Source organism: Micromonospora sp. ANENR4 (assembly GCF_015354395.1).
GTDB lineage: Bacteria > Actinomycetota > Actinomycetes > Mycobacteriales > Micromonosporaceae > Micromonospora > Micromonospora aurantiaca.
Genome location: NZ_JADKYQ010000001.1, coordinates 167861 through 193515, shown reverse-complemented (window position 1 = coordinate 193515; position 25655 = coordinate 167861). Strand labels below are relative to the sequence as shown.

At 72.7% G+C, this 25655-nt stretch carries 20 protein-coding genes; 13 read left to right on the top strand and 7 right to left on the bottom strand.

Translation table 11 applies throughout. The annotated features are described in order from the left end of the window. Positions 1-6: 6 nt before the first annotated feature. Together IRY44_RS00855 and IRY44_RS00850 are read right to left on the bottom strand one after the other, a co-directional pair. Positions 7-3297 carry a S8 family serine peptidase gene (locus IRY44_RS00855; RefSeq protein WP_194798570.1) on the bottom strand — a complete coding sequence of 1097 codons (3291 nt, stop codon included), beginning with the start codon at positions 3295-3297 and terminating at the stop codon, positions 7-9. A 148-nt stretch (positions 3298-3445) separates the two neighbouring features. Then, positions 3446-4624, bottom strand: a complete 1179-nt coding sequence (locus IRY44_RS00850; RefSeq protein WP_194798569.1) for a DNA recombination protein RmuC — start codon at positions 4622-4624, stop codon at positions 3446-3448. Between the two features lie 54 nt (positions 4625-4678). Here IRY44_RS00850 and IRY44_RS00845 point away from each other — a divergent pair, with 54 nt between their 5' ends. Beyond that, a complete protein-coding gene (locus IRY44_RS00845) occupies positions 4679-5443 on the top strand; it encodes a hypothetical protein (protein ID WP_194798568.1) in 765 nt (254 codons plus the stop codon). 50 nt (positions 5444-5493) lie between these two features. On the opposite strand, the gene ppc is transcribed toward IRY44_RS00845, so the two are convergent. Together ppc and IRY44_RS00835 are read right to left on the bottom strand one after the other, a co-directional pair. Then, complete coding sequence (gene ppc / locus IRY44_RS00840; protein WP_194798567.1) at positions 5494-8280, bottom strand: phosphoenolpyruvate carboxylase; 2787 nt, start codon at positions 8278-8280, stop codon at positions 5494-5496. Positions 8281-8403: 123 nt separating this feature from the next. Next, on the bottom strand, positions 8404-9432 hold the full coding sequence (locus tag IRY44_RS00835) for a hypothetical protein (protein WP_194798566.1): 1029 nt from the start codon (positions 9430-9432) through the stop codon (positions 8404-8406). Between the two features lie 84 nt (positions 9433-9516). Here IRY44_RS00835 and IRY44_RS00830 point away from each other — a divergent pair, with 84 nt between their 5' ends. Continuing rightward, complete coding sequence (locus IRY44_RS00830; protein ID WP_194798565.1) at positions 9517-10557, top strand: S66 peptidase family protein; 1041 nt, start codon at positions 9517-9519, stop codon at positions 10555-10557. A gap of 141 nt (positions 10558-10698) precedes the next feature. On the opposite strand, the gene IRY44_RS00825 is transcribed toward IRY44_RS00830, so the two are convergent. After that, entirely contained in the window at positions 10699-11601 is a 903-nt protein-coding gene (locus IRY44_RS00825; RefSeq protein ID WP_194798564.1) for a cyclase family protein, read from the bottom strand. Positions 11602-11756: 155 nt separating this feature from the next. Between IRY44_RS00825 and mfd the strand changes: the two genes are divergently transcribed. From mfd to IRY44_RS00805, 4 genes are all read left to right on the top strand, one after another. After that, positions 11757-15413 carry a transcription-repair coupling factor gene (mfd, locus tag IRY44_RS00820; RefSeq protein WP_194798563.1) on the top strand — a complete coding sequence of 1219 codons (3657 nt, stop codon included), beginning with the start codon at positions 11757-11759 and terminating at the stop codon, positions 15411-15413. A 104-nt stretch (positions 15414-15517) separates the two neighbouring features. Continuing rightward, the gene (locus IRY44_RS00815) at positions 15518-16288 is read left to right on the top strand and encodes a hypothetical protein (protein ID WP_194798562.1); all 771 of its coding nucleotides are present in this window, start codon (positions 15518-15520) and stop codon (positions 16286-16288) included. Then, positions 16285-17274 (top strand): nucleoside triphosphate pyrophosphohydrolase, encoded by a 990-nt coding sequence (locus IRY44_RS00810; protein WP_194798561.1) that lies wholly within the window; start codon positions 16285-16287, stop codon positions 17272-17274. The genes IRY44_RS00815 and IRY44_RS00810 overlap by 4 nt, the downstream gene beginning before the upstream one ends. 271 nt (positions 17275-17545) lie before the next feature. After that, positions 17546-19165, top strand: a complete 1620-nt coding sequence (locus tag IRY44_RS00805) for a DUF885 domain-containing protein (protein WP_194798560.1) — start codon at positions 17546-17548, stop codon at positions 19163-19165. Between the two features lie 31 nt (positions 19166-19196). Here the strand turns inward: IRY44_RS00805 and IRY44_RS00800 are convergent, their stop codons facing one another. Together IRY44_RS00800 and IRY44_RS00795 are read right to left on the bottom strand one after the other, a co-directional pair. After that, positions 19197-20021, bottom strand: a complete 825-nt coding sequence (locus IRY44_RS00800; protein ID WP_194798559.1) for an NUDIX domain-containing protein — start codon at positions 20019-20021, stop codon at positions 19197-19199. Next, positions 20018-20710: a hypothetical protein gene (locus IRY44_RS00795; RefSeq protein WP_194798558.1), complete on the bottom strand. Its 693-nt coding sequence runs from the start codon at positions 20708-20710 to the stop codon at positions 20018-20020. Before IRY44_RS00795 ends, IRY44_RS00800 begins: the two co-directional genes overlap by 4 nt. A gap of 212 nt (positions 20711-20922) precedes the next feature. On the opposite strand from IRY44_RS00795, the gene eno reads away from it, so the two are divergent. Genes eno through IRY44_RS00760 form a run of 7 tightly spaced genes read left to right on the top strand, consistent with a single transcriptional unit; the run spans position 20923 to position 25569 of the window. After that, positions 20923-22206: a phosphopyruvate hydratase gene (eno, locus tag IRY44_RS00790; RefSeq protein ID WP_013284093.1), complete on the top strand. Its 1284-nt coding sequence runs from the start codon at positions 20923-20925 to the stop codon at positions 22204-22206. Positions 22207-22234: 28 nt separating this feature from the next. Further along, positions 22235-22870 carry a septum formation initiator family protein gene (locus IRY44_RS00785; RefSeq protein ID WP_194798557.1) on the top strand — a complete coding sequence of 212 codons (636 nt, stop codon included), beginning with the start codon at positions 22235-22237 and terminating at the stop codon, positions 22868-22870. A 23-nt stretch (positions 22871-22893) separates the two neighbouring features. Further along, the gene (locus tag IRY44_RS00780; protein WP_194798556.1) at positions 22894-23451 is read left to right on the top strand and encodes a DUF501 domain-containing protein; all 558 of its coding nucleotides are present in this window, start codon (positions 22894-22896) and stop codon (positions 23449-23451) included. A gap of 1 nt (position 23452) precedes the next feature. Further along, on the top strand, positions 23453-23962 hold the full coding sequence (locus IRY44_RS00775) for an amino-acid N-acetyltransferase (RefSeq protein ID WP_194798555.1): 510 nt from the start codon (positions 23453-23455) through the stop codon (positions 23960-23962). A gap of 52 nt (positions 23963-24014) precedes the next feature. Beyond that, complete coding sequence (locus tag IRY44_RS00770) at positions 24015-24956, top strand: Ppx/GppA phosphatase family protein (RefSeq protein WP_194798953.1); 942 nt, start codon at positions 24015-24017, stop codon at positions 24954-24956. A gap of 35 nt (positions 24957-24991) precedes the next feature. Then, on the top strand, positions 24992-25195 hold the full coding sequence (locus IRY44_RS00765; protein ID WP_073824963.1) for an Arc family DNA-binding protein: 204 nt from the start codon (positions 24992-24994) through the stop codon (positions 25193-25195). Further along, the gene (locus IRY44_RS00760; protein ID WP_116504050.1) at positions 25192-25569 is read left to right on the top strand and encodes a type II toxin-antitoxin system death-on-curing family toxin; all 378 of its coding nucleotides are present in this window, start codon (positions 25192-25194) and stop codon (positions 25567-25569) included. Before IRY44_RS00765 ends, IRY44_RS00760 begins: the two co-directional genes overlap by 4 nt. The last annotated feature ends 86 nt before the right edge of the window (positions 25570-25655 follow it).

Below are 25655 nucleotides of genomic sequence, written 5' to 3'. Positions count from 1 at the left end.
AGCGGCTCAGTTGACCGCGAGGACCTCGACCGAACCGCGGCCGACGACCGCGCCCTCGGTGGTGGTCACGGCCATGTCGCCGTACAGCTCCCGGCCGGCGGCCGGGGTGGACAGGGCGGTCACCGCACCGGTGAGGGTGGCGGTGGCGCCGTTGGCCAGGGACAGCGGCGTGGACGGCGCGGAGAGCGTGCCCAGCGCCGGGGACGCGAACGAGTCCCGGTAGTCGTACGCGGTGCTCGGGTCACTCATCGAGTAACCGTCGACCACGACCCGGTAGGTGCCGGGCGTCGGGTTGGTCAGCGTGACCGCCTCCTCCGAGTCACCGTCGGCCGACTGGCCCACCTGCGTGGTGCCGCGGAAGACCGTCAGGTCCAGGTCGGCGCTCAGGTCGGACGGGTTGCCGATCCGGGCGGTGAACGAGGTGGCGCCGGCGGGCACCTCCACCGTGTACTCCTGGGTCGCGCCCTCGGTGATGCTGGGACGCTCGGACCGGACGCTCGCCAGCGGACCGCCGACGCCGGTCACCTGGACCGGGCCGAACGTGTTGGTCAGGCTCCAGCTCACCGAGGCCGGGGTGCCGGCGGTGACCGACGGGAGCTGGACCACTGCCGGCTCCACAGTGACGCCCTGCACGCGGGCCTGGAGCCGGAACGGGTTGTCCAGCGCCGGCGAGGTGCGACGCGCCTCCACCTCGATCTCCCACACGCCCGGCAGCGGGTTCTGGTAGTCCCGCTCCTGCGGCTTGCAGACCGCGGCGTCGGAGAAGTTGGTGTAGCAGGCGGTGCTGGCGGTGCTCTCGACCGGCACGCCGTACGGGTTGATGGCGATGAAGCGGGTCTGCGAGCCGGTCGCGATGCCGGACAGGTTGACCTGCAGCGCGCCGGCACCCGGCGGCACCGTCACGAAGTACGACCGGAAGCCGTTGCGCTCGACCGAGCCGTCGGCCGAGAACGAGTACGCCGGAGCGGCGACCGGGTTCGAGGCGATCACGACGGTGGCGACCTCGAAGTCGACGACGGAGGTGGCCGGGTCGTCGACGGTCATGATGGCGCCGTGCGCACCGGCCGTCATCGGCTTGGCCTTCACCTTGACCGTGACGGTCTTGTTCAGCGGCAGCCACACCACCTTGGGGGCGCTGTAGGTGCCGTCGTTGCCGCGGAAGGCGACCTCGTGCTTGACGCCCTTGTTCGGGCCGCTGGTGCGGGTCAGCTTCACCTCGTAGTGGCGGCTCTCCTTGACCTTCTGGCCACCACGGTCGGCGGCGCAGCGGTTGTAGAGGCCGGTGCCGACGTTCGGGTTCGGCACGAACGTGCCGGAGGCCCGGTCGTAGCGGGTCAGGTTCGGCGACAGCTCGGTGCAGACCGGCGCCTCGGAGGTGTAGGTGCGGGTCTGCACGCCCTTGGCGAGCAGGCTCCACGCGCCCGGTACGTCGAACATGCCGTAGCCCTGCGCGTACGTCGGGACGCCGCTGATCGGGTCCGCCGAGGTGTAGACGGCCCGGCGCAGCGCGGCCGGGGTGACGCCCTTGCCGGTCGCCTTGGCGGCCGACAGCAGCAGCGCGGCGGCACCGGCGGCCTGCGGGGACGCCATCGAGGTGCCGTTGAGCATCTGGTAGCCCGGGGGCAGCGAGTAGCCCGCCTCCGGCACCGGGTTGCCCGGCTGCCAGGTCGGCGCGGTGGAGATGGCCGAGCCGGGGGCGGCGATGTTCGGCTTGAAGCCGCCGTCCTCACGCGGGCCGCGCGACGAGAAGTTGAACAGCGCGTTGTCCTTGCGGACCACCGAGCCGTAGTTGGCCAGCCAGGTGTCCTTGCTGACGCTCGCCGCCACGCTGACCACGTCGGTGGCGACAGACGGGTCACCGACGGTGTTCACGCCCGGACCGGAGTTGCCGGCCGAGATGAACAGCTGCACGCCGTAGGTGTTGATGAGGTCGTTGTAGAGGACCGCACGGGCGTTCGAGCCGTCGTTGAGCGCCGGCAGACCGCCGATCGACATGTTCACCACGTCGACCTTGCGGTTGATCACCAGGTCGGCCATGCCGGTGGTGAGCGCCGCGGCGGTGCAGCCGCCACCCCAGGAGCAGGCGCGGGCGGAGACCAGCTTGGCACCCGGCGCGGCGCCGTCGAAGGCGCTGTTGCCGAGCATGTCGTTGGCGGCGGTGATGCCGGCGACGTGGGTGCCGTGGGTGCTCTCGATGATGCCGATGTTGACGTAGTCGACCAGGCCGGGGCCGCCGACCGGGGCGGTGTTCACGTTGCGCCGGTACTCGACCACGAACGGGATCTGCTCGCGGACCGCAGTGGCCGGGTTGTCGGTGCCGAAGTGGCCGACCTGGAACTTCTCCTTGTACGGCCGCATCACCTCGTCGTCGGTGAAGTCGTTGTTCTGGTTCGCGTCGACGCGGACGTCACCGGTGGTGGGGTTGTAGAGGACGCCCCAGAAGTCGGTGGTGTCGCCGTCGCGGTTGAGGTCGCCGCGCGCGTCGCTGTTCGCGGTGATGTTCTCGCGGAACACGTTGAACCGGTAGTTGCCGGCCGGCGCCGTCCAGGTGCCCAGCGAGGTGGTGAACGTCGGGCCGCTGACCTCGGTCAGCATGGGGCGCCAGGAGGCGTCCTCCAGCGGGTCGGTGGCGGTGACCCAGTCGACGATCTTGCGCTCGCCGGTGGTGGTCTGCTGGAGCGCCGGGTGGTCGAGGTCCACACCGGAGTCCATGATGCCGATGGTGACGCCGCGGCCGTCCCACTGCGGGTTCGCGGCCTTGAAGGCCTCCGCGCCGGTCTCGTTCGTCGGCATGTACGGGTTCACCGCGCCGGTGTCGCCGCCCGGCCCGGCGAGCGTCTCGGCCTGCGAGGCGGTCTTGGCACCCTTCGGCGCCGCCTCGGGCGCCGGGTCGGGGAGCTTGATGGTCTCGTCCAGGTCGACGGCGGCGACACCCGGCAGCGTGGCGGCCTTGAGCGCCTTCGCGGTCGGGACCTTCGCCAGCACGTAGCCGATCTGGTCGTACCGCTGGCTGACGGTGGCGCCCAGGCCGGTCAGGCCGTCGACGACCTTCTTGGCCGAGCCCTTCTTCGCCGCGATGATCATCGTGACGGTCGGCGCGTTCTTCGCCTCGGCCTCGTCGAGCAGCTTGGCGTCGTGGGCGCCCAGTGCCTTCGCGGCGGTCGGCTGCGAGGGCGGGGTGGCGGGGGCGGCGCTCGCGGTGCCGGCGCCACCCCCCACGGTCAGGGCGCCGGCCGCGAGGACCGAGGCCAGGAGCGCGGCGGACGGTCGCCGGCTGCGCGTGCGGGGTTTACTCAACGTTCTCTTCCTCCAGAGAACAGGGCCCTCGAGGGGCAGGGCACGTGTGACGGTGATCCTGCGTGTCAGGACGGCAGGTGTCACTACTCGGCCTGGGTTTGTGACCAGTCCGTGATAGAAATCGGCCTACGTCATCACGTGCGGCGTGTTAGGCGTCGACGTCCGTCGACCTCTCGGCCGATGTGGACGGCGTGCCCAGCAGCTCCGGTGCCTGCGGCTGCCTCGGCGCCAGCTCGACCTGCGCCGGCGCGGCCAGCTCGTCGTCGGAGACGCCCAGCTCGGCCAGCTTGCGGGCGCTGACCAGCACCCGCGCCTCCAGGGACCCCACCGCGCGGTTGTACGCCGTCACCGCCCCGCTCAGCGAACTGCCGAGCTTGCCCACGTGGTCACCCAGAGTGGACAGCCGCCCGTACAGCTCGCGGGCCAGCGAGTGGACGGTGGCGGCGTTACGCGCCAGCGCCTCCTGCCGCCACGAGTAGGCGACGGTGCGCAGCAGCGCCACCAGCGTGGCCGGCGTGGCGAGCACCACGTTGCGGGCGAACGCGTGCTCCAGCAGGGACGGGTCGCGTTGTAGCGCCACGTCGAGGAACGGGTCCGCCGGTACGAACAGCACCACGAATTCGGGCGTCTGGTCGAACGCCGACCAGTAGGACTTGGCCGCCAGGCCGTCCACGTGCGCGCGCAGGTGCCGGGCGTGCGCGTCCAGGTGGGTGTCGCGCCCCCGCTCGTCGCGCGACTCCATCGCGGTCAGGTACGCGTCGAACGGCGCCTTCGCGTCCACCACCACCGTCCGGCCGCCGTGCAGCCGTACCACCAGGTCGGGGCGTACCCCCTGGTGGTCGGTCGCGGCGGTGACCTGCTCGCTGAAGTCGCAGTGTTCGAGCATGCCGGCGGCCTCGACGATCCGGCGGAGCTGGTGCTCGCCCCAGCGGCCACGCACCTGCGGCGCGCGCAGCGCGGCGACCAGCTGCTTGGTCTCGGTGCGCAGCTCGCCGGAGACGGCGCTCATGGACCGCACCTGTTCGCGCAGTTCGGCGTACGCGTCGACCCGGTCCCGCTCCAGCTCGGCCACCCGCTGTTCGTAGCGGCGCAGCGTGTCGTGCAGCGGCGCCACCGCGCGGGCGACCGCCTCCTGGGACTGCGCCGTCGCCTCGTAGCTCAGCGCCCGCATGGACTGCTCCAGCCGCCCCTCACCGGCCTGGGTGGCGGCGAGCGTCGCCTCCAGGCGGGCGATGTCAGCCGCCGCGCGCGCCCGCGCGGCCAGCCAGCCCACCGCGCCGCCCGCGGCGAGGCAGAGCACCACCACGGCCAGCGTCGCAAAGCTCATGGCCAAGAGCTTGCCAAACGGGTACGACGAGCGCCCGGTGGGTACGTTCGAGTCATGGAGTTCGCGTTGTGGCTGGTCCTGATCCTGCTGCTCGGAGGTGCGTTCGTGTTCTGGCGGAGGGGGAGCAGATCGCGCCGGTCGAACGAACTGGCCGACGCCCGCGCCGAGGCGCAGCGCTGGTACGAGCGGCTCGGCGGCCAGCTGATGAACCTGCACGGCGACGCCCCGGCGGTCCGGCAGGCGCTCGCCGACGCCGGTGAGCGCTACAACGCGGCCGGTTCGCAGCTGGAGCAGGCGACCACGCCGCGCCAGTTCGGGCTGGCCCGGGAGACCGCGCTGGAAGGGCTGGCGTACATCCGGGCGGCGCGGACCGCGATGGGCATCGACCCGGGCCCGGAGCTGCCGCCACTCGCCGCCGCCCAGGGTGCCGGCGCGCTCACCAAGGAGCGCCAGGTCGACGTGCAGGGGCAGACGTTCCGCGCCGGCCCGCAGCCGGGGAACGCGACGCCCTACTACTACCCGGGTGGCCGGTTCCAGGGGCGGCCGGTGCCGGCCGGCTGGTACTCCACGCCGTGGTGGAAGACCGCGCTCGGCGCGGGTGTCGGTGTGGTCGGCGGTCTCCTGATCGCGGACGCGCTGTTCTCACCCGCGTTCGCCGATCCCGGGTACGACGCCGGCTACCAGGAGGGCTTCGGCGACGGCCAGGACTTCGGCGACCAGAGCGACATGGGCGGCGGCGACGCGGGCGGCGGTGGCGACTACGCCGGTGGCGACTTCGGCGGCGACTTCGGTGGTGACTTCGGCGGCGGCGACTTCTAGCCGGCCCCGGCGGGGCCCTCGCTCGCACGAGTGCCCCGCCCGGGACGGGATCAGCCGGTGTTGCGCATGCCGGCGGCGATGCCGTTGACGGTGGTCAGCAGCGCCCGCTCCAGCGCCGTACCGTCGTTCGGGGCCCGCCGCCCACCCGGCGCGGTCGCCACCGCCCGCCCGGCGGCGCCGGATTCGCGGTACTGCCGCAGCAACGCCACCTGGAGGTGGTGCAGCGGCTCCAGGTAGGTGTCCCGCACGGCGAGCGTGCGCTGCAGCACCGGTGAGTTGTCCAGCAGCGCCGGTGCGGCGGTGACCGCCAGCACCTCCTGCTTGGTCAGCTCGTACTCCTGCTCGATCTTGTCGAAGATCGGGTGCAGCTTCTTCGGCACCAGCGTCTCGACGTACCGCCGGGCGATGGTCAGGTCGGTCTTGGTCAGCATCATCTCGACGTTCGACAGGAACGTGCGGAAGAAGTGCCAGTTCCGGTTCATCTCGGCGAGTACGTCGGCCAGCCCGGCCGCCCGCGCGGCGGCCAGTCCGGAGCCCACACCGAACCAGCCCGGCACGATCTGCCGGGTCTGCGTCCAGCCGAACACCCACGGGATGGCTCGCAGGCCGGACAGGCCGGCGCCGGTGTTCGGGCGCTTCGCCGGCCGGGAACCGATGTTCAGCGCACCGAGCAGCTCGGTCGGGGTGGACGCCCAGAAGTACGCGGGCAGGTCCGGGTCCTCGACCAGCGACCGGTACGACCGGAACGCCGAGGAGGACACCACGTCCATCGCCGCGTCCCAGCGCTCCAGCATCTCGGCCGGCTGCCGGGGAGCGGTGTGCAGCAGCGTCGCCTGGAGCACCGCCGCGACCGTCAGTTCCAGGTTCTCCCGGGCCAGCGCCGGCAGCGTGTACTTGTCGGAGATGACCTCACCCTGCTCGGTCACCTTGATCGCGCCGTCCAGCGTGCCGTACGGCTGGGCCAGGATCGCGTCGTGCGTGGGGCCGCCGCCCCGGCCGACGGTGCCGCCCCGGCCGTGGAACAACCGCAGATGTACGCCGTGCCGCGCGGCCACGTCCCGCAGCGCGCGCTGCGCCCGGTGGATGGACCACTGGCTGGTGGTGATGCCGGCCTCCTTGTTGGAGTCGGAGTAGCCGAGCATCACCTCCTGCACGTCGCCCCGGGCCGCCACGAGCGCCCGGTACGCGGGCAACGACAGCAGCTCGTCCAGCAGCTCACCACCGGCGTTCAGCTCGGCCGGGGTCTCCAGCAGCGGCACGATGCCGATGCGGGCCCGCCCGGAGTGCACGTCCACCAGGCCGGCCTCGCGGGCCAGCACCACGGCGGCCAGCACGTCGTCCACGCCGAGCGTCATCGAGATGATGTACGACTCGATCACCTCGGGGCCGAACCGGTCCTGCGCCTCGCGGATCGCCGCGAACACGTCGAACGTCTTGCGGGCCGACTCGGTGAGCGGGCTGTCCTGGGTGGAGAGCGGCCGGCGGCCGGTCAGCTCGTCGGCGAGCAGCTTGGTGCGTTCCAGCCGGGACAGCGCCGGGTAGTCGGACACCTCGCCCACCGCCTCGTAGAGCTGGGCCAGCACCTCGTGGTGCTTCTCCGCGTGCTCCCGGATGTCCATGGTGGCCAGGTGCAGGCCGAACGCGGACACCGTACGGATGGCCGAGGCGAGCCGCCCGACGGCGGTGAGCTGGCCGGAGTTACGGGCCAGCGACGCGCGCAGCAGTTCCAGGTCGGCGATCAGCTCGGCCGAGCCCCGGTAGTCGCGCCCCGGCACGTGCGGGGTGTCGGCGCGCAGCCGCTCCCGGGTGTTGGCGAGCTTCGCCTTCACGCACCGCGCCTTGAGCCGGTACGGCTCCTCCGCGTTGACCCGGCGGAACCGCGGCGCCACCTCTGGCAGCGCGTCCAGGTCCTTGGCCAGGCTGGCGGACAGGTCGAGCGACACCGCGCGCAGCCGCCGGGACACGCTGACCTCGGTGATCAGCTCGTCCATCGCCTTCTCGGTGGCGGCGATGCCGTGCTCGTGCTGGATGCGCAGCACCTCGCGGGTGACCACCGGCGTGACGAACGGGTTGCCGTCGCGGTCGCCGCCGATCCAGGTGCCGAAGCTCAGCGGGCGGGACGTCGGTGACGTCTCCACGCCGAGCGTGCGCAGCGTGTCGGCGAGGTCGTCGAGGACCTGCGGCGCGGCCTCGGCGTACAGGTCGCGCAGGTAGTAGATCGCGTTGCGCGCCTCGTCTGTCGGGTCCGGCCGGTCCAGCCGCAGCTCGTCGGTCTGCCACATGAGATCGAGCAGTTCGGCCAGGCGGCGGTTCGCCGGGCCCTCGTCGCTGGCGCCGTACAGGATCGCGTTTGCGGTCTCGGTGTCCAGCTCGTCGGCCACCGCGCGCAGCTTGGACAGGATGGACCGGCGGGCCGCCTCGGTGGGGTGGGCGGTGAAGACCGGGCGTACGGCCAGCCGGCGGGCCGCGGCGGCGATCTCCTCGGCCGGTACGCCGCGCTCGGCGATCATCTTGGCCGCCTGGTCCAGCCAGCCGCCGTGGGTGGCGCGGCGGCGGCGCAGGTCCCGGGCGCGGTGCACCTGCTCGGTGATGTTCGCCAGGTGGAAGTAGGTGGAGAAGGCACGGGCCAGCTTCGTGCCGGTGGTGACGTCGAGCCCGGCGAGGCGCTGGGCGGCGGCCGGCGCGTCGGAGCGGACCTGGGCGCGGATCTCCTCGACCAGGTCGAGCAGCGGCCGGCCCTCCTGACGGGCGAGCGTCTGCCCGAGCAGCGTGCCGAGGCGGCGGATGTCGGCCCGGAGAGCGGCGTCGGGGCCGTCGTGGTCGTGCTGGTCGGTCACGGTTGCGCTCCTTACGCGAGGACGAAGGACAGCGCTGTCCGACTCCTCTGGATGGTATCCGCGCGGCCCCGGCGGACAGGAGGGGGACGGCGTGATGATCTGCACTCTGGGACGGCCCGCCGGTCAGCCCCGCTCGACGGCGTGCCGTCCCGGCGCAGGTCGCCGGCGGGCGCGGAACATCGTCGCGGTGAGCAGACCGGCCAGGCCGGCGGCCACCCAGATCAGCAGCCCGGCCAGTGCCCAGCCGCCGCCACGCCAGTCGAAGTAGATCGCCGACTTGAACAGGTCGGTGGCCAGGCCGGGCACGTTCCAGCGGTGCATCCCGCGCAGGAACGGCGGCAGGAACTCGGGCGCGTAGATACCGCCCGAGCCGGGGTTGCCGAGCACCACGAGCAGCAGGATCACGATGCCGGTGCCGAGCAGCCCGAGCCAGCCCTGCACGGCGGCGGCGACCATCCCGGCCGCGAACGCGGCGAGCGCGCCGACCACCGCCACCGTCGCCACCTGATCGGGGAACACGCCGAGCACCGGCCCGACCAGGATCGCCCCGATGACGCCGAGCAGGATGGCGTGCACCGCCAGCGTGGCGATCCGCAGCCCGGCCCGGCGCAGGTCGCGCGGGCTGGTGCCGAGCGAGATGCCGAGCGCCGTGGACGCCAGGTAGCCGCCGAGCACCACGCCGACGGCCAGGTAGAACGGGACCAGGCCGCGCGGGTCGTCGGCGGAGACCGGCACGTCGTCGGTGACCTCCAGTGGCACCCCGGCCTGCCGGGCCGCCTCGGTGAACACCTCGGTGACGAGTTCGGTGGCGGCGGGCGCTCCCGCGCTGGCGGTGGCGAGCGTCAGGCCGCCGTCCGGGGCGGAGCTGAGCACCGCGTACACCGATCTGTCGGTGAGTCCGTCCTGGGCGGCGCCGCGGCTGTCGTACCCGACGGGTTTGATCGTGTCGGTGCGGGCGCGGACGGCGGACGTCACGGCCTGGGCCTGCTGGTCGCTCGTGACCACGGCGACCGGCACGTCACGCGGGTCCGGCTTGTGCAGCGCGCCGACGTAGGCGGCGATGAACGCGCTCGCCAGCGCGAGGGTGCCGAGGATCAGCGCCGCCGTGCGGGGCAGCCAGTCGCGGGTACGCAGCTCCGGCTCGTCGTCCACGGCCTCAGCCTATTGCGGGCATATGCCCGGCTCGTGGGGTTTCGCCTGGTGAAAACCGGTGGCCCGGGCCGGTAGCGTCGGACCATGCAGGCACCCATCTATCCCGCCAAACCGCAGCCCGGCGACCGGGTCGCGGTCGTCTCACCCTCCGCCGGCCTGCCGGGTCTCTTCCCCCACGTGTACGAGCTGGGCCTGCGCCGGCTCCGCGACGAGCTGGGGCTGGAACCGGTGGAGTATCCGACCACCCGCGTCATGGGCGCCGACCCGCGCGACCGGGCGCGTGACCTGACCGCCGCGTTCGCCGACCCGACGATCACCGCCGTGCTGGCCACGGTCGGCGGGGACGACCTGATCACCGTCACGCCGTACCTGGACGACGAGGTGCTGCGGGCCAACCCGAAGCCGTACTTCGGCTACTCGGACAACACCAACGTGCTCAACCACCTGTACCGGCTGGGTGTCGTCGGCTACCACGGCGGCTCGGTGCTGGTGCACCTCGGGCGCTCCGGCAAGCCGCACCCGCTCACGCTCGACTCGCTGCGCGCCGCGCTGTTCACCACCGGCTGGTACGACCTGACCGCCGCCCCCGAGTGGGGCGACGAGCCGTGCGACTGGCGTGACCCGGCCGCGCTGGCCGAGGAGCCGCCGATGTACCCGTCCGACGGTTGGCGCTGGCACGGCCCGGCCCGGGTGGTGCAGGGCCGGACGTGGGGCGGCTGCCTGGAGATCGTGCACTGGCTGATGGCGACCGACCGCGTTCCGTCGGCGGCCGACCTGGCCGGGTCGGTGCTGGTGCTGGAGACGTCGAACGAGCTGCCGCCCGCGCAGGAGGTCTTCCGGATCGTGCGGAACATGGGCGAGCGAGGGCTGCTCGCCGCCGTCCCGGCGATCGTGGTGGGCCGCCCCAAGGCGTGGGACTTCGACCGTCCGCACTCCGTCGCGGAGCGGCTGGCCTGGGGTGAGGAGCAGCGGGCGGCGATCCTGTCGGCACTCGCCCCCTACGCCGACGACCCGGTGGTGGTCTTCGACGTCGACCTGGGCCACACCGACCCGCAGCTGATCATCCCGTACGGCGGCGAGATCCGCGTTGACGCGGTGGAGCGCCGCATCGCCGTCCGCTACTGACCCGCCTTCACCCGCCGCCTCACCCCTCGGTTGGCGGCGTGGGCGACGCAGGCAAGATCCACTCCGTTTCGCCGAGGTGGCGGCATTGGCGGGCGTTGGACCCCGCCATTTCGGGGAAGTGGAGTGGATCTTGCGCGAGGATCAGACGATCGCGAAGGCGCGGACCGGGAACGTGCCCATGCCTGCTACCCGCGGCGGGGCGGCGGTGAACCGGAAGCCGGTCGGGGGCAGCGCGTCCAGGCCGGTCAGGTGCTCCACGATCGGGATGCCGGCGGCCAGTAGACCGGTGTGCGCCGGGCGCTGACCCGCTGCCGCCGGAGTCATGTCGTCGATGTTGATCGAGTCGATGCCGACCAGCGCCGCGCCCGCCTCGGCCAGCCACTGCGCGCCGTCACCGGTCAGGTAGGGCGCCTCCGCAGCGGCGTACGCGTCGGTGCCGAAGTGTGCGTCCCAGCCGGTGTGCAGCAGCACCGCGCACCCGGCCACGTCGTACGGGGCGAGCATCAGCCGGTCCACCGCCCGCGTACCGGCCGGCACGCGTACCACCAGGCCGGGCAGGTCGGCGAGACGGTCCAGCGGCATCCCGGTCAGGTCCGGGCCGTCGGCGAAGCGGTGCGACGGCGTGTCCACGTACGTGCCGGTGTTGGCGATCATGTTGATCCGCGCGACGTGGAACTCGACACCCGGCGCGTACCGCTTCCGGGAGTCCTCCCGGGTCAGCCAGTCGGTGATCGACGGTCCGGGCCAGCCGGGCAGCGTGACCATGCCGTCGGTGACCACGTGACTCAGTTCGACGAGCTTCCGCCCACCGGAGGCTGGCACATCGAGGCCCCGCCCGCCCTTGTGCGGCTCCTCGACGACGGTCCGGTCGGTGATCCGTACCTCGCCGACCATGAGCAGCCCGAGGTGCCGGACCAGCAGCGCGGCCACCTCGTCGTCGGTGACGTCCGGGTGCGGCACGTCCAGCCGGAACCCGTCGGTGCGCAGACCACCGCCGTTGGAGAAAAGCACCTCGGCGTCGAAGACCGTCCGATACTCGACCATCCACCCACCGCACCACGCCCGGTGGCAGCCGGTCAAGATCGAAGATCGGGCGGGCCCGGATCGTCGGTGGAGGGGGATAGGCTCGAACGGTGCACCCCCCGTCCGGCTGGACGCGGGGTCGTCGTCGTGTGTCGATCCGCTGGAAGTGATCACTGATGCTCACCGGACTCTTCTCCGCCGCCCTGGCCGACCCGGGGCTGGCCCGGGCGCGTGACCTGGCGCGCTCCGGTGCCGCGCAGGTCGACGGGCTCGACCTCACCGCCCCGGCCGCGCTGCGCCCGTTCGCGGTCGCCGCGGTCGCCGCCGACGAGCCGGCCGGTGGCGCGGGGCGCCCCGTGCTCGCGGTCACCGCCACCACCCGCGAGGCCGACGACCTGGCCTCCGCACTGGGCAGTCTGCTGCCGCCGGAGCAGGTGGCGGTCTTCCCGTCCTGGGAGACGCTGCCGCACGAGCGCCTGTCGCCCCGCTCCGACACGGTCGGGCGGCGCCTCGCCGTGCTCCGCCGCCTGGCCCACCCGGACGCCGCCGACGCGCACGGCCGCACCGGCCCGCTGCGGGTCGTCGTGGCGCCGGTCCGGTCGCTGCTCCAGCCGCAGCTCAAGGGGCTCGGCGACCTGGAGCCGGTGCAGCTCGCCGCCGGGGACGAGGCCGACCTGGAGGAGGTCGCCCGCCGGCTCACCGACATGGCGTACGCCCGGGTCGACCTGGTCACCAAGCGCGGCGAGTTCGCCGTACGCGGCGGCATCCTGGACGTCTTCCCGCCCACCGACGAGCACCCGTCCCGGGTCGAGTTCTGGGGCGACGAGGTGGAGGAGATCCGCACCTTCGCGGTCGCCGACCAGCGCACCATCGAGGGCGTCGCGCAGCTCTGGGCGCCGCCGTGCCGGGAGCTGCTGCTGACCCCGGCGGTGCGGGAGCGGGCCGCCGCGCTGGCCGCCGAGCACCCGGAGCTGGCCGAGATCCTGGACAAGCTGGCCGAGGGCATCCCGGTCGAGGGCATGGAGTCCCTCGCCCCCGCGCTGATCGGCGCCGACGCGCTGGAACTGCTCGTCGACTGCATGCCGGCCGGCACCCACGTACTCCTCTGCGACCCCGAGCGCATCCGCACCCGCGCGCACGACCTGGTCCGTACCTCGGAGGAGTTCCTCCAGGCCAGCTGGGCCGCGGCCGCCGTCGGCGGCCAGGCCCCGGTCGACCTCGGCGCCGCCGCCTTCAAGACCCTGGCCGAGGTACGCACGGCAGCCCGCGCCCTGCGCCAGCCCTGGTGGACGCTCGCGCCGTTCGGCCTGGTCGAGGCGGACGCGGCACCGGCCCGGCAGCCCTGGGAGGACGAGCCCGCCGAGGTCGACGTCACCCCCGACGACGCCATCGCGGTGAGCCTGGCCGCCCAGCCGGCCCCGCTCTACCACGGCGAGACCGCCCGGGTGGTCGACGACCTCAAGCGGTGGGCCGGCGAGGGCTGGTCGATCGCGCTCGTCTTCGAGGGGCACGGCCCCGCCCAGCGGGCCGTCGAGGTGCTCCGCGACGCCGGTCTCGGCGCCCGGCTCACCGAGGAGGTGCCCGCCGCGCCGGCACCGGGCGAGCTGCTCGTGTCGTGTGGCTGCCTGACCGCCGGGTTCGTCGACGAAGCGTCGAAGTTCGTGCTGCTCACCGGCAACGACGTCACCGGCGGCCGGGGCACCTCCACCCGCGACATGCGCAAGATGCCCAGCCGGCGGCGCAACACCATCGACCCGCTGGAGCTGAAGGCCGGCGACTACGTCGTGCACGAGCAGCACGGCATCGGCCGGTACGTCGAGCTGGTGCAGCGCACCGTCAACGGTGCCAGCCGCGAATACCTGGTCATCGAGTACGCGCCCAGCAAGCGCGGCCAGCCCGGCGACCGCCTGTTCGTCCCCACCGACCAGCTCGACCAGCTCTCCCGCTACGTCGGCGGTGAGCAGCCCACGCTGCACAAGATGGGCGGCTCGGACTGGCAGAAGTCCAAGGCCCGGGCGCGCAAGGCGGTCCGTGAGATCGCCGCACAACTCATCCAGCTGTACGCCGCCCGTAAGGCGTCGAAGGGGCACAACTTCGGCCCCGACACCCCGTGGCAGCGGGAGCTGGAGGACGCGTTCCCCTGGCAGGAGACGCCCGACCAGCTGGCCGCCATCGAGGAGGTCAAGCGGGACATGGAACAGACCGTCCCGATGGACCGGCTGATCTGCGGCGACGTCGGCTACGGCAAGACCGAGATCGCGGTACGGGCGGCGTTCAAGGCGGTGCAGGACGGCAAGCAGGTGGCGGTGCTGGTGCCGACCACGCTGCTGGTGCAGCAGCACTACAACACGTTCGCCGAGCGGATGAGCCAGTTCCCGGTGTCGATCCGGCAGCTGTCCCGGTTCCAGACGCCGAAGGAGACCGAGCAGACGCTGGAGATGGTCGCCGCCGGCACCGTCGACATCGTCATCGGCACCCACCGGCTGCTCCAGGCGTCCACCCGGTTCAAGTCTCTGGGGCTGGTCATCATCGACGAGGAGCAGCGGTTCGGCGTCGAGCACAAGGAGCACCTGAAGACGCTGCGCGCCTCGGTCGACGTGCTCGCCATGTCGGCCACCCCGATCCCGCGCACGCTGGAGATGGCGATCACCGGCATCCGGGAGATGTCCACCATCGCCACCCCGCCGGAGGAGCGGCACCCGGTGCTCACGTTCGTCGGGGCGTACGACGACCGGCAGGTGGCCGCCTCCATCCACCGTGAGCTGCTGCGCGACGGGCAGGTCTTCTACCTGCACAACCGGGTCGAGTCGATCGAGAAGACCGCCCGCAGGCTGCGGGAGCTGGTGCCGGAGGCCCGGGTCGCGGTGGCGCACGGCCAGATGGGCGAGGAAGCGCTGGAGAAGGTGATGGTCGGCTTCTGGGAGAAGGAGTTCGACGTCCTCGTCTGCACCACCATCGTCGAGTCCGGCATCGACATCCCGAACGCCAACACGCTCATCGTCGAGCGGGCCGACCTGCTCGGCCTGGCCCAGCTGCACCAGATCCGCGGCCGGGTCGGCCGAGGCCGGGAGCGGGCGTACGCGTACTTCCTCTACCCGCCGGAGAAGCCGCTCACCGAGAACGCGCACGAGCGGCTGGCCACCATCGCCCAGCACACCGAACTCGGCGCGGGCATGTACGTGGCGATGAAGGACCTGGAGATCCGCGGCGCCGGCAACCTGCTCGGCGGCGAGCAGTCCGGCCACATCGAGGGCGTCGGCTTCGACCTGTACGTGCGGATGGTCGGCGAGGCCGTGTCCGCCTTCAAGGGCGAGAGCATTGAGGAGGAGACGGAGGTCAAGGTCGACCTGCCGATCGACGCGCACCTGCCGCACGACTACGTGGCGGTGGAGCGACTGCGCCTGGAGATGTACCGCAAGCTCGCCGAGGCCCGTGACTCCGAACGCCTGCGCGAGGTGGTCGCCGAGATGACCGACCGGTACGGCGAGCCGCCCGCGCCGGTGCAGAACCTGGTCGCGGTGGCGCGGTTCCGGCTGCTGGCCCGCCGCTACGGGCTGACCGACGTGTCGATGCAGGGCAAGCACATCCGGTTCGGCCCGCTGCCGCTGCCCGACTCGAAGCAGATGCGGCTCAAGCGCTACCACCCGGACTCGGTCTACAAGCAGGCGCTCGACCAGGTCAGTGTGCCCCGGCCGAGCACCCGGCGGATCGGCGGCGAGCCGTTGCGCGACCAGGCCCTGCTGGAGTGGTGCGGTCAGCTCCTGGCCGACGTCCTCGGCAAGCCCGAGGAGCTGGCCGGTGTTGCCAGCCCCGCAGTGGCGAGCGGACGATGACACAGCAAGCCCGAGGAGTTCGCCGGTGTCGCCCGGTCCGGGGCGGGTGCGCGATGAGGTGGGCGGAGTCACAGGCCGGTACTCGGCGTGAGAGAGTGACCCTCATGCGTGCTCGCCGTTCCCTCGTCGCTGTCAGCGTCGCGGCCCTCGCCGCGCTCTCCCTCGCCGCCTGTGGCCGCTCCGCCCCGGACGTCGCCGCGTACGTCGGCGACACCCGGTACTCCGTCGACCGGGTCGACGCGATCTACGAGGACGCGCAGCGGCAGTACGCGGACGCCGTCCGTAGCCAGGCCCCGCAGACGCCGTCGCCGGCGGAGCTGCGGTCCTCGGTGACCCGGCAGGACGTGCTGAACCTGCTGGTCGCGATCGACCTGGGCAAGCGTGTGGCGGCCGAGAAGGGCCTCCAGGTCACCGACCAGATCTCTCCGGAGCAGATCCAGCAGGCGCTCCGCATGCCGGCGACCACCGAGTACACGAAGCTGTGGGGCGAGTGGGTCGACCTCTCCGGCACGCTCCAGCAGAGCCTGCCTCCGGCCGACCTCAGCGACGAGTCCCTGATGGCCGTCTACCACGCCATCGAGAAGACCGGGGCGATCCAGCCGGGCCTGAGCGTCGACCAGGTCCGGCAGGCGTTCGGCGAGGCCGGCTTCGTCCGCACCGCCACCGCGCTCAGCAGCGCGCTGCAGGAGCAGGCCGACAAGTCGGACGTCCGGGTCAACCCCCGCTTCGGCGTGACCGGCGTGCCGTCGCTCGTCAACACCGGCCAGTCGTTCGTCTTCTACTCCCTGCCGTACGTCGACAAGGACGGCCCGGTCACCGACATCTCCACGTCGGAGGCGCCGGCCTCCGGATCGCCGGCTCCCGGAGCCGCATGACCGCCCGCATCGTCCTGCTCGTCACCTCACCCCGGCTGCCCGCCGGCCTGCTGACCTCGGCCGCCTGGGACTCCGTACGCTCCGCGCCGGTCCTCGCCGGTGCGGAGAGCGAGTTGACCCGCGCGGTCCGGACGGCCGGCGCCGAGGTGAGCGTGGTGACCGAGGGTGCGACCCAGGCACTGCTCGACGCCGCCGCCGCGCACGGCGGGGCGGTGTGGCTGGCCGGCCCGGCCGGCGACGAGGCGCTGGCCCGTGAGCTGGGGCTGCGGCTTGCCCGCGAGCCCGGGCTGGCCGAGCTGGAGCTGATGTACGGCTCGTGGGATCCGCCCGGCGCCCGGCTGCTCGACGCGGTCGAGGTGATGGACCGGCTGGCCTCCCCTGGCGGCGACCCGTGGAAGCGGGCGCAGACCCACCGCAGCCTGGCCGGTTTCCTGCTGGAGGAGTGCTACGAGGCGTACGACGCGATCAGCGCCGACGACACCGACGCGCTCCGCGAGGAACTGGGCGACGTGCTGCTCCAGGTGCTGCTGCACGCCCGGCTGGCGGAGAACCTGCCGGAGGGCGAGAGCTGGACCGTCGACGACGTCGCGGGCACCCTGGTCGACAAGATGGTGCGACGCAACCCGCATGTGTTCTCCGGTGAGCCGGCCGGTTCGATCGAGGAGATCGAGGCGAACTGGGAGCGGATCAAGCGGGCCGAGAAGACCCGCGAATCGGTACTCGACGGCATCGCGCTGAGCCAGCCCGCGCTGTCGCTGGCCGCGAAGATCCTGGACCGGGCCGGTCGGGTCGGTCTCGCCGTACCGCCCCCGCTGGCCGAGTCGCAGGTGGACCCGGAGGCCCGGCTCGGCGCGAGCCTGCTGGCCACGGTCGCCGCCGCCCGTCAGGCCGGTATCGACCCCGAGGCCGCCCTGCGGCGGGCCACCTTGGCGTACGCCGAAGCAGTCAGAGCCGCCGAACGCCCCACCCCGAACCACCCCACCTGACCCAACCCACCCCCCGCCCCCGCCCCCGCCCCGCGATCTTGCACTTTCGGCCCGATCGGTGCCGCAAATGCCCCATCTGCCCGGGCGCAAAGTGCAAGATCGCCGAGTCGGACTGCCGGGCCGGCACCCCGGCAGGCGCCGGCCTTCCAGGGGACGCCCGGGTGATCAAGGGGTTTGGGTCAGGGGCGGGCTCGGGCGGGGACATCAACTCCTTGATCAACGGGGGGCGGCGAGGCGGGGGAGTGGGCGGGAGGGTCGGTAGGGTCGGGGGATGGAAGCGTTCGTGCCGCTGGCGGAGCGGATCGTGGAGGCGTTGCTGGAGAGCCGGCCCGGGCTGGCCACCTCCGTCGGGGACCACCGCTACGACGACCGGCTGCCCGATCTCTCCGCCGACGCCCTCGCCGCGGACCAGGCGATGCTGAAGGACGCGGCCGACGCACTCGCCGAGATCGACCCGGACGCGCTCGACCCGGCGGAGGGCGTCGACCACGCGCTGCTCACCAGCCTCGTCGACCGAGGTCTGTTCGAGGCCACCGAGATCGGCACCCACGAGTGGGATCCGCTGCACCACAATCCGGGGCCGCTGCTGCACGCCCTGCTGGCTCGTCCCTTCGCCCCGGCCGAGGAGCGCCTGACCAGTCTCGCCGGGCGTCTGTCGGCCGTACCCGATGCGCTGTCGACGGCGCGCGCGACGTTGCGGGACATGCCGCGGGTCCACGCGGAGACGGCGGTCGGGCAGTTCACCGGTACGGCGGCGCTGATCCGCGACGAGGTGCCCGGCCTGCTGGCCGAGGCGCCGGCGATGCGCGACCGGGTCGGCCCGGCGGCCACCGAGGCGATCGCCGCGCTGGAGGAGTTCGTGGCCTGGCTGCGACACGGCCTGGCCGCCGACGCCGGCCCGGGGCGTGACCCGCGGCTGGGCCGGCGGCGGTGGGAGGCGCGGCTGTGGCACACGCTCGACACCGAGCTGAGCGCCGCCGAGGTGCAGCGCCGCGCCTGGGCCAACCTCGAGCGGGTCACCGAGGAGATCCGCGCGGCGTCGGTCGAGCTGGTCGGTGGTCCGGCCGACGACGAGACGGTACGCCGGGCGCTGGACCTGCTGGCCGCCGAGCACCCGGACGACGCCACGATCGTCGACCTCGCCTCGGTGACGCTGGACGAGGCGAGTGACTTCGTCCGCCACCACGACCTGGTCAGCATGGTCGGCGACCCGTGCGTGATCCAGGAGATGCCGGAGTTCGCGCGCGGCGTGGCGGTGGCCTACTGCGACTCGCCGGGCCCGCTGGAGACGGCCGACGTGCCCACGTTCTACTGCATCTCGCCCACCCCGGCGGACTGGCCGGCGCAGCGGGTCGAGTCGTTCTACCGTGAGTACAACGACCACATGATCCGCAACCTGACCGTGCACGAGGCGATGCCCGGCCACTTCCTTCAGCTCGCGCACGCCCGCCGGTACGACGGCCCGACCCGGGTACGCGCGCTCACCGAGTCGGGTGTGTTCGTGGAGGGCTGGGCGGTCTACGCGGAGGAGCTGATGGCCGGGCTCGGCTTCGGCGGTCTGCCGGTGCGGTTGCAGCAGCTCAAGATGCAGCTCCGGATGACCATCAACGCGCTGCTGGACCAGCTCGTGCACTGCGACGACCTGCCCGAGTCCGAGGCGATGGCGCTGATGACCGGGCGCGGCTTCCAGGAGGAGGGCGAGGCGGCCGGCAAGTGGCGGCGGGCGCTGCTCACCTCGACGCAGCTCTCCACGTACTTCGTCGGGTACAGCGAGATGGCCGACATCGCCGCCGCCCGGCCGGACGGCGTGACGGTGCGCGACTGGCACGACGCCATGCTGGCGCACGACTGCCCGCCGCCGCGTCACCTGCGCACGCTGCTGGGGGTGTGAGGCTCACCGCCGGGCGGCGGCCCGCCTGCGGTCACCGCCCGGCGGCGACCGCGTCGATCAGCCAGCGGGACAGGGAGTACGCGGGCGGCAGCTCGGCGGGCAGCGCGTCGGCCGGGAACCAGCGCGCCTCGGTCAGCTCGGTGCCGTCGACGACGGGTTCGGCGGCCGGGTCGGTCACCTCGGCGGTGAACCCGGCGAGCAGCGTGCCCGGCCCGGACAGCGCCCAGGGTTGGCTGTCCACGTAGACCGGTCGCCGCAGCGTCAGGCCGACCTCCTCGGCGACCTCGCGGTGTACCGCCGCCTCCAGCGACTCGCCCGCCTCGACGAACCCGGCGACGAGCGCCCACAGCTGCGTCGGCCCCTGCGCGTGCCGGACCAGCAGCAGTTCGCCGGGGCCGCCGGCCGGTCCGGGGCGGGTGATCGCGGTCAGCACCGCGACGGACAGGGGCAGGAACGAGGTGAGCCCGCAGTCCGGGCAGCGCCGCGCGGTCTCGCCCGGCACGTCGGTCAGCTCGGCCCGGCACGCCCCGCACCACCTGTGGGTACGCCGCCAGGTGACCACGGCGAGCGCCCGCCCGGCCAGGTCGGCGTGGGGTGCGGGCAGTTCGGCGGCGAGGCCCCGCCAGCTGCGCCAGCGGCCGGGTAGCGACTCCGGGTCGGTCACCTCGGCCGCCCACGCGGGGATGCCGTCGAGCGTGCCGACCGAGGTCCAGGCGAGGTCGCCGGGCAGCGCGCCGATCTGCAGCGGCTGCTCGTCCGGGCCGGTCAGCAGCTTCCGCCCGGACACCGGCAGCGCCAGGTCGTCCGGGCGCGGCGGACGCCCGTGATCGGCAGCGGGCAGGAACCCCGGGGTCACGACGTGGACGGGCGGCGGTCCACCACGCCGGCGCCGGCCGGAACCGCGAACGCGGCCGCCTCGACGCTCTCGGTGTAGCGGCTCAGCGTCACCTCGGCGGGCTTGCCGTCGAGCGTGCCGGAGAAGCTGCCCAGCACGCCCTCGGTCGTCACGCAGGCGTTGAAGCGTTCCCCGTCGTGGGTGACGTCGACGCAGGTTGCGTGGCGGCCGGCGAGCGTGGTGTCGCTCTGCTCGATGACCGCGTCCGGTGCGAGCGCCGCGTCGGTGAGCAGCCGGATCACCGCGGGCGGCGTGACCAGGCCCTGCTTGCGCGCCTCGTCGTAGACGATCACCGACGGCTTCCCGGCGGTGAGCACCGGCGGCGAGACGGTGCAGGAGGTACGGGCGGCGGTGCTGGCGCACCGGGTCACCGACTCCTGGGTCACGGTGATCTTGCCGCCGGGCCAGGTGTACGTGGAGCGCAGCGGCTTCTTGGTCTGCGCGATCGAGGCGGTCCGGCCGCCGTCGATCTGGTAGTCGGCGGCCCAGGTCTGCTCCAGCGCCCGGTCCATCCGCGCGGCGAGGTCGTTGACCAGGTCGGCGCGACCGAGTGCGACGTTCGCGTCGTCCAGGGCCTGACAGCCGGTGACCGAGAGCGACGCGATGACCGAGGCGGCGAGCACGCGGAGAGTCGTCGAGGCGGCAGGCATGATGCCCAGCCTTGTCGATTGACGCAACGTCTCGCAAACCGGTTGCCGGTTGACGACCGGTAATCCGGGAATGTCCGTCTCAGCAAGCGCCTCGGGGGCCGCCCCGAGCGGGGTGCGGGAGGGCGGGGACCGATACGCTGCGTTCAACACCTGCCTCAGCCGCACCGTCGCGGCCCATACGGACCGGAACCACACAAACGAGGAGCGACTCAGTGGCAACCATCGAGGGAATCGTCGCCCGGGAGATCCTGGACTCGCGGGGCAACCCGACGGTCGAGGTCGAGGTCGGGCTCGACGACGGCACGATCGCCCGCGCCGCGGTGCCGTCCGGCGCCTCCACCGGCGCCTTCGAGGCGGTCGAGCTGCGCGACGGTGACAAGGATCGCTACCTGGGCAAGGGTGTCGAGAAGGCGGTCGCCAACATCGAGGACCGCATCGTCGACCAGCTCATCGGCTACGAGGCCAGCGAGCAGCGGCTGATCGACCAGAAGATGATCGACATCGACGGCTCGGACAACAAGGGTGAGCTGGGCGCGAACGCCATCCTCGGCGTCTCCCTGGCCGTGGCGAAGGCCGCCGCCGGCAGCGCCGAGCTGAGCCTGTTCCGCTACCTGGGCGGCCCGAACGCGCACCTGCTCCCGGTGCCGATGATGAACATCCTCAACGGTGGCGCGCACGCCGACTCGAACGTCGACATCCAGGAGTTCATGATCGCGCCGATCGGCGCGCCGACGTTCCGGGACGCGCTGCGCTCGGGCGCCGAGGTCTACCACGCGCTGAAGTCGGTGCTGAAGAAGAAGGATCTGTCGACCGGCCTGGGTGACGAGGGCGGCTTCGCCCCGAACCTGCCCACCAACGCCGCCGCGCTGGACCTGATCGCCGAGGCCGTGGAGAAGGCCGGCTACCGGCTGGGCACCGACATCGTCTTCGCGCTCGACGTGGCCGCCACCGAGTTCTTCGACAACGGCACCTACACGTTCGAGGGCAGCGCCAAGAGCGCCGAGGAGATGAGCAACTACTACACCAAGCTCGCCGGCGACTACCCGATCGTGTCGATCGAGGACCCGCTGGCCGAGGACGACTGGAGCGGCTGGGCCACCCTCACCGCCGCGCTCGGCGACCGCATCCAGATCGTCGGCGACGACCTGTTCGTGACCAACCCGCAGCGCATCGCCCGGGGCATCGCGGAGCAGGCCGCCAACGCGGTGCTCGTCAAGGTCAACCAGATCGGCTCGCTCACCGAGACGCTCGACGCCGTCGACCTGGCCCACCGGGCCGGCTTCAAGTGCATGATGAGCCACCGTTCCGGCGAGACCGAGGACACCACCATCGCCGACCTGGCCGTCGCCACCGGCTGCGGGCAGATCAAGACCGGCGCGCCGGCCCGCTCGGACCGGGTGGCCAAGTACAACCAGCTCCTGCGGATCGAGGAGGAGCTGGCCGACGCGGCGCGGTACGCCGGTGCCGGCGCGTTCCCGCGCTACCGTTCGGCCTGAGCGAGCGCTCCGGGGGAGGGGTGTGACGATGCAGCAGCGCCGCACACCGGGTGGCCAGCGGCCCGCCCGTCGGCCGGGGCAGCCCGGCTGGACGGGCGGTGCCCGGGTCCGGTCCACGGCACGCGACAACGGCGTCCGCGCGGAGGCGCGCACCGCCGGCCGGTCACCCGGCGCGTCTCGTGCCACCGACGGCGTACGCTCCGCGAGCCGCCCCGCCGCGGCCCGGCGTACCGCCGCCGGTGGCCCGGTCAAGCGGCTCACCGCACCCCAACCCCGGCGCTTCACCGGGCGCGCCACAGTGCTGTTCGCGGTGCTGATCGCGCTCGCCCTGGCGTACACCTATCCGGTCCGGGTCTACCTGGACCAGCAGGCCGACATCGAGCGGATGGAAGCCGCGCAGGCCGCCCAGCGGGCCGAGATCGAGCGGCTCACCGCCGAGGCGGCCAAGTGGAAGGACCCGGAGTACGTCAAGACGCAGGCCCGGGAGCGGTTCTTCATGGGCAAGCCGGGCGAGACGCTGCTCGTGGTGCTCTCCGACCCGGAGGGCGCCGCGAAGGACGCCGGCAAGGACGCGAAGCCGGGGGCGCCGAAGCAGCCCGAGCCCTGGTACGACACCCTGTGGTCGAGCGTTCGGGCGGCCAACGCCGATCGCGGGGACAAGTGAGCTTTGATTCGAGAGGCACAACCTTGAGCGTCGTACCACCGCAGGAGCCGGCGGCGGACTCCGTACCCCCGCCGGAACGCCAACCGGCCACCGAGGCCGACCTGGCCGCGGTGGCCGCGCAGCTCGGACGCCCGCCGCGCGGTACCCGCGCGGTGGCCCACAGGTGTCCCTGCGGCCTGCCCGACGTGGTGGAGACGACGCCCCGGCTGGCCGACGGCACGCCGTTCCCGACGCTGTTCTACCTGACCTGCCCTCGCGCCACGGCGGCGTGCAGCCGGCTGGAGTCGGCCGGGCTGATGAAGGAGATGGCCGAGCGGCTCGCGGAGGATCCGGAGCTGGCGGCGCGGTACCGGGCGGCGCACGAGGACTACCTGACCCGCCGGGAGGCGATCGGCGAGGTGCCGGAGATCGCCGGCATCTCGGCCGGTGGCATGCCGGGGCGGGTCAAGTGCCTGCACGTGCACCTCGGGCACGCGCTCGCCGCCGGGCCGGGGGTCAACCCGTTCGGCGACGAGACGCTGGCGCTGGTGGAGAAGTGGTGGGCGGCCGGCCCCTGCGTGGACGTGCCGCCGGTCCAGTGAGATGAGCGCCGACGAGATCACGGTCCGCCGGGCCCGCACCACCGACGTGCGCGGCATCCGGCGGCTGGTGGACACCTACACCGACGACCGGCGGCTGCTCAGCAAGGCAACGGTGACGTTGTACGAGGACGTGCAGGAGTTCCGGGTCGCGGTGACCTCGGACGGCACGGTGGTCGGGTGCGGCGCGCTGCACGTCATGTGGGAGGACCTGGCCGAGATCCGGACGGTGGCGGTCGACCCGTCCTGCCGGGGCCACCGGATCGGGCACCGGATCGTCGGTGAGCTGATCGACTCGGCGCGCGACCTGGGCATCCGCCGGATCTTCGTGCTCACGTTCGAGACCGGCTTCTTCGGCTCGTTCGGCTTCCGCGAGATCGACGGCGCGCCCGTGCCGCAGCCGGTGTACGAGCAGCTCCTGCGCTCGTACGACGAGGGCGTCGCGGAGTTCCTGGACCTGGAACGGGTCAAGCCCAACACGCTGGGCAACACTCGAATGCTGCTGCGCCTCTGATCGCGCGGGCCTGGGGTCGGGCTGCCGTAGGGTGGGCGCCGTGAGTGCGCGTGTGGCCGCCATCGACTGCGGGACCAACTCGATCCGACTGCTGATCGCCGACCTGCCCGAGGCGTCGGCCGGGGAGGCGGCGCCGCTGCGCGACGTCACCCGGCGGATGGAGATCGTGCGGCTGGGGCAGGGCGTCGACCAGACCGGCAAGCTCGCCCCGGAGGCCATCGAGCGGACCCGGGTGGCGCTCGCCGACTACGCGGCCGAGATCGAGAAGTCCGGCGCCGACCGGGTACGCATGTGCGCCACCTCGGCCTCCCGCGACGCCTCCAACGCCGCCGACTTCCGCGCGATGGTCGAGCGCACGCTCGGCGTACCGCCCGAGGTGGTGACCGGTGACGAGGAAGCGCGCCTGTCGTTCACCGGCGCGGTGCGCGGCCTGCCCGCCGACGCCGAGCCGCCGTACCTGGTGGTCGACATCGGCGGCGGCTCGACCGAGTTCGTCGTCGGCACCCGCGCCGACGGTGTGCGCGGCGCGATCTCGGTGGACATCGGCTGCGTCCGGATGACCGAACGCCACCTGCACGGCGACCCGCCGACCGCGGCGCAGATCACCGCCGCCGAAGCGGACATCGCCGCCGCCGTCGACCGCGCGCTCGCCGCCGTGCCCGGCCGCGAGGCCGCCACGCTGGTCGGGCTCGCCGGTTCGGTCACCACCGTGGTCGCCCTGGCGCAGGGGCTCCAGGAGTATGACCCCAGCCGCATCCACCACGCCCGCATCTCGTACGAGCAGGTGGCCGAGGTGACCGCCGACCTGCTCGGCAAGAGCAGCGAGCAGCGGCTGGCGTACCCGGTGATGCACCCGGGGCGGGCCGACGTGATCGGCGCGGGCGCGCTGGTGCTGCGAGTGATCATGGAACGGGCCGGGATGCCGTCGGTGGTCGCCTCCGAGCACGACATCCTCGACGGCATCGCCTGGAGCCTGGGGGCGATCTCGAGATAGGTGGTTCCCCTGCGTGCGGCCGGTATGATTTCCATATGGTCACCACTGTCAATCTTCCCGACGGACTGCACGAACGGCTCAAGCAGCTTGCCGAGCAGGAGCACCGGTCGATGAACGCCACCATCGTTGTCGCAGTCGAGGAGTACGTCTCGGCGCGCAGTCATCGTGCCCGCGTGCGGGATCTCGCGCGGGAGGTTGCCGAGCGTGACGCCGAGCTGCTGCGGCGGTTGGCGGAGTGATCCACTATCTCGAGGTCGACGACCTCGTGGAGATCGCCTCGATCGTGTTGGGTGGGACGCCGCAGGTCCGTGATTTCGGTCTGCTCTCTTCGGCGGTGGTCCGCCCGGCCACCGTGGCGTTCGGCCAGGAGGCTTATCCCGATCTCTGGACCAAGGCCGCCGCGCTGCTGCACTCGGTCTGCATGAACCACGCGCTGATTGATGGGAACAAGCGTCTCGCCTGGGCGGCGGGGCGGGTGTTTCTGGCCCTCAACGAGGTGCCGATCCAGGATGTCGACGTTGATCAGGCCGAGGCTCTCGTGATGTCGGTGGCGAGCGGCACCCTGACCGAGGTCTCGGACATCGCCCGCGAACTCCGCAAGCTCTACGTCTGAGCCGTCGACGGAAGGTTGCCCTTCCGGCGGTGATCAAGGAGTTTGTGTCCGATCCGGGCGCCTCTGAGGACGCCAACTCCTTGATC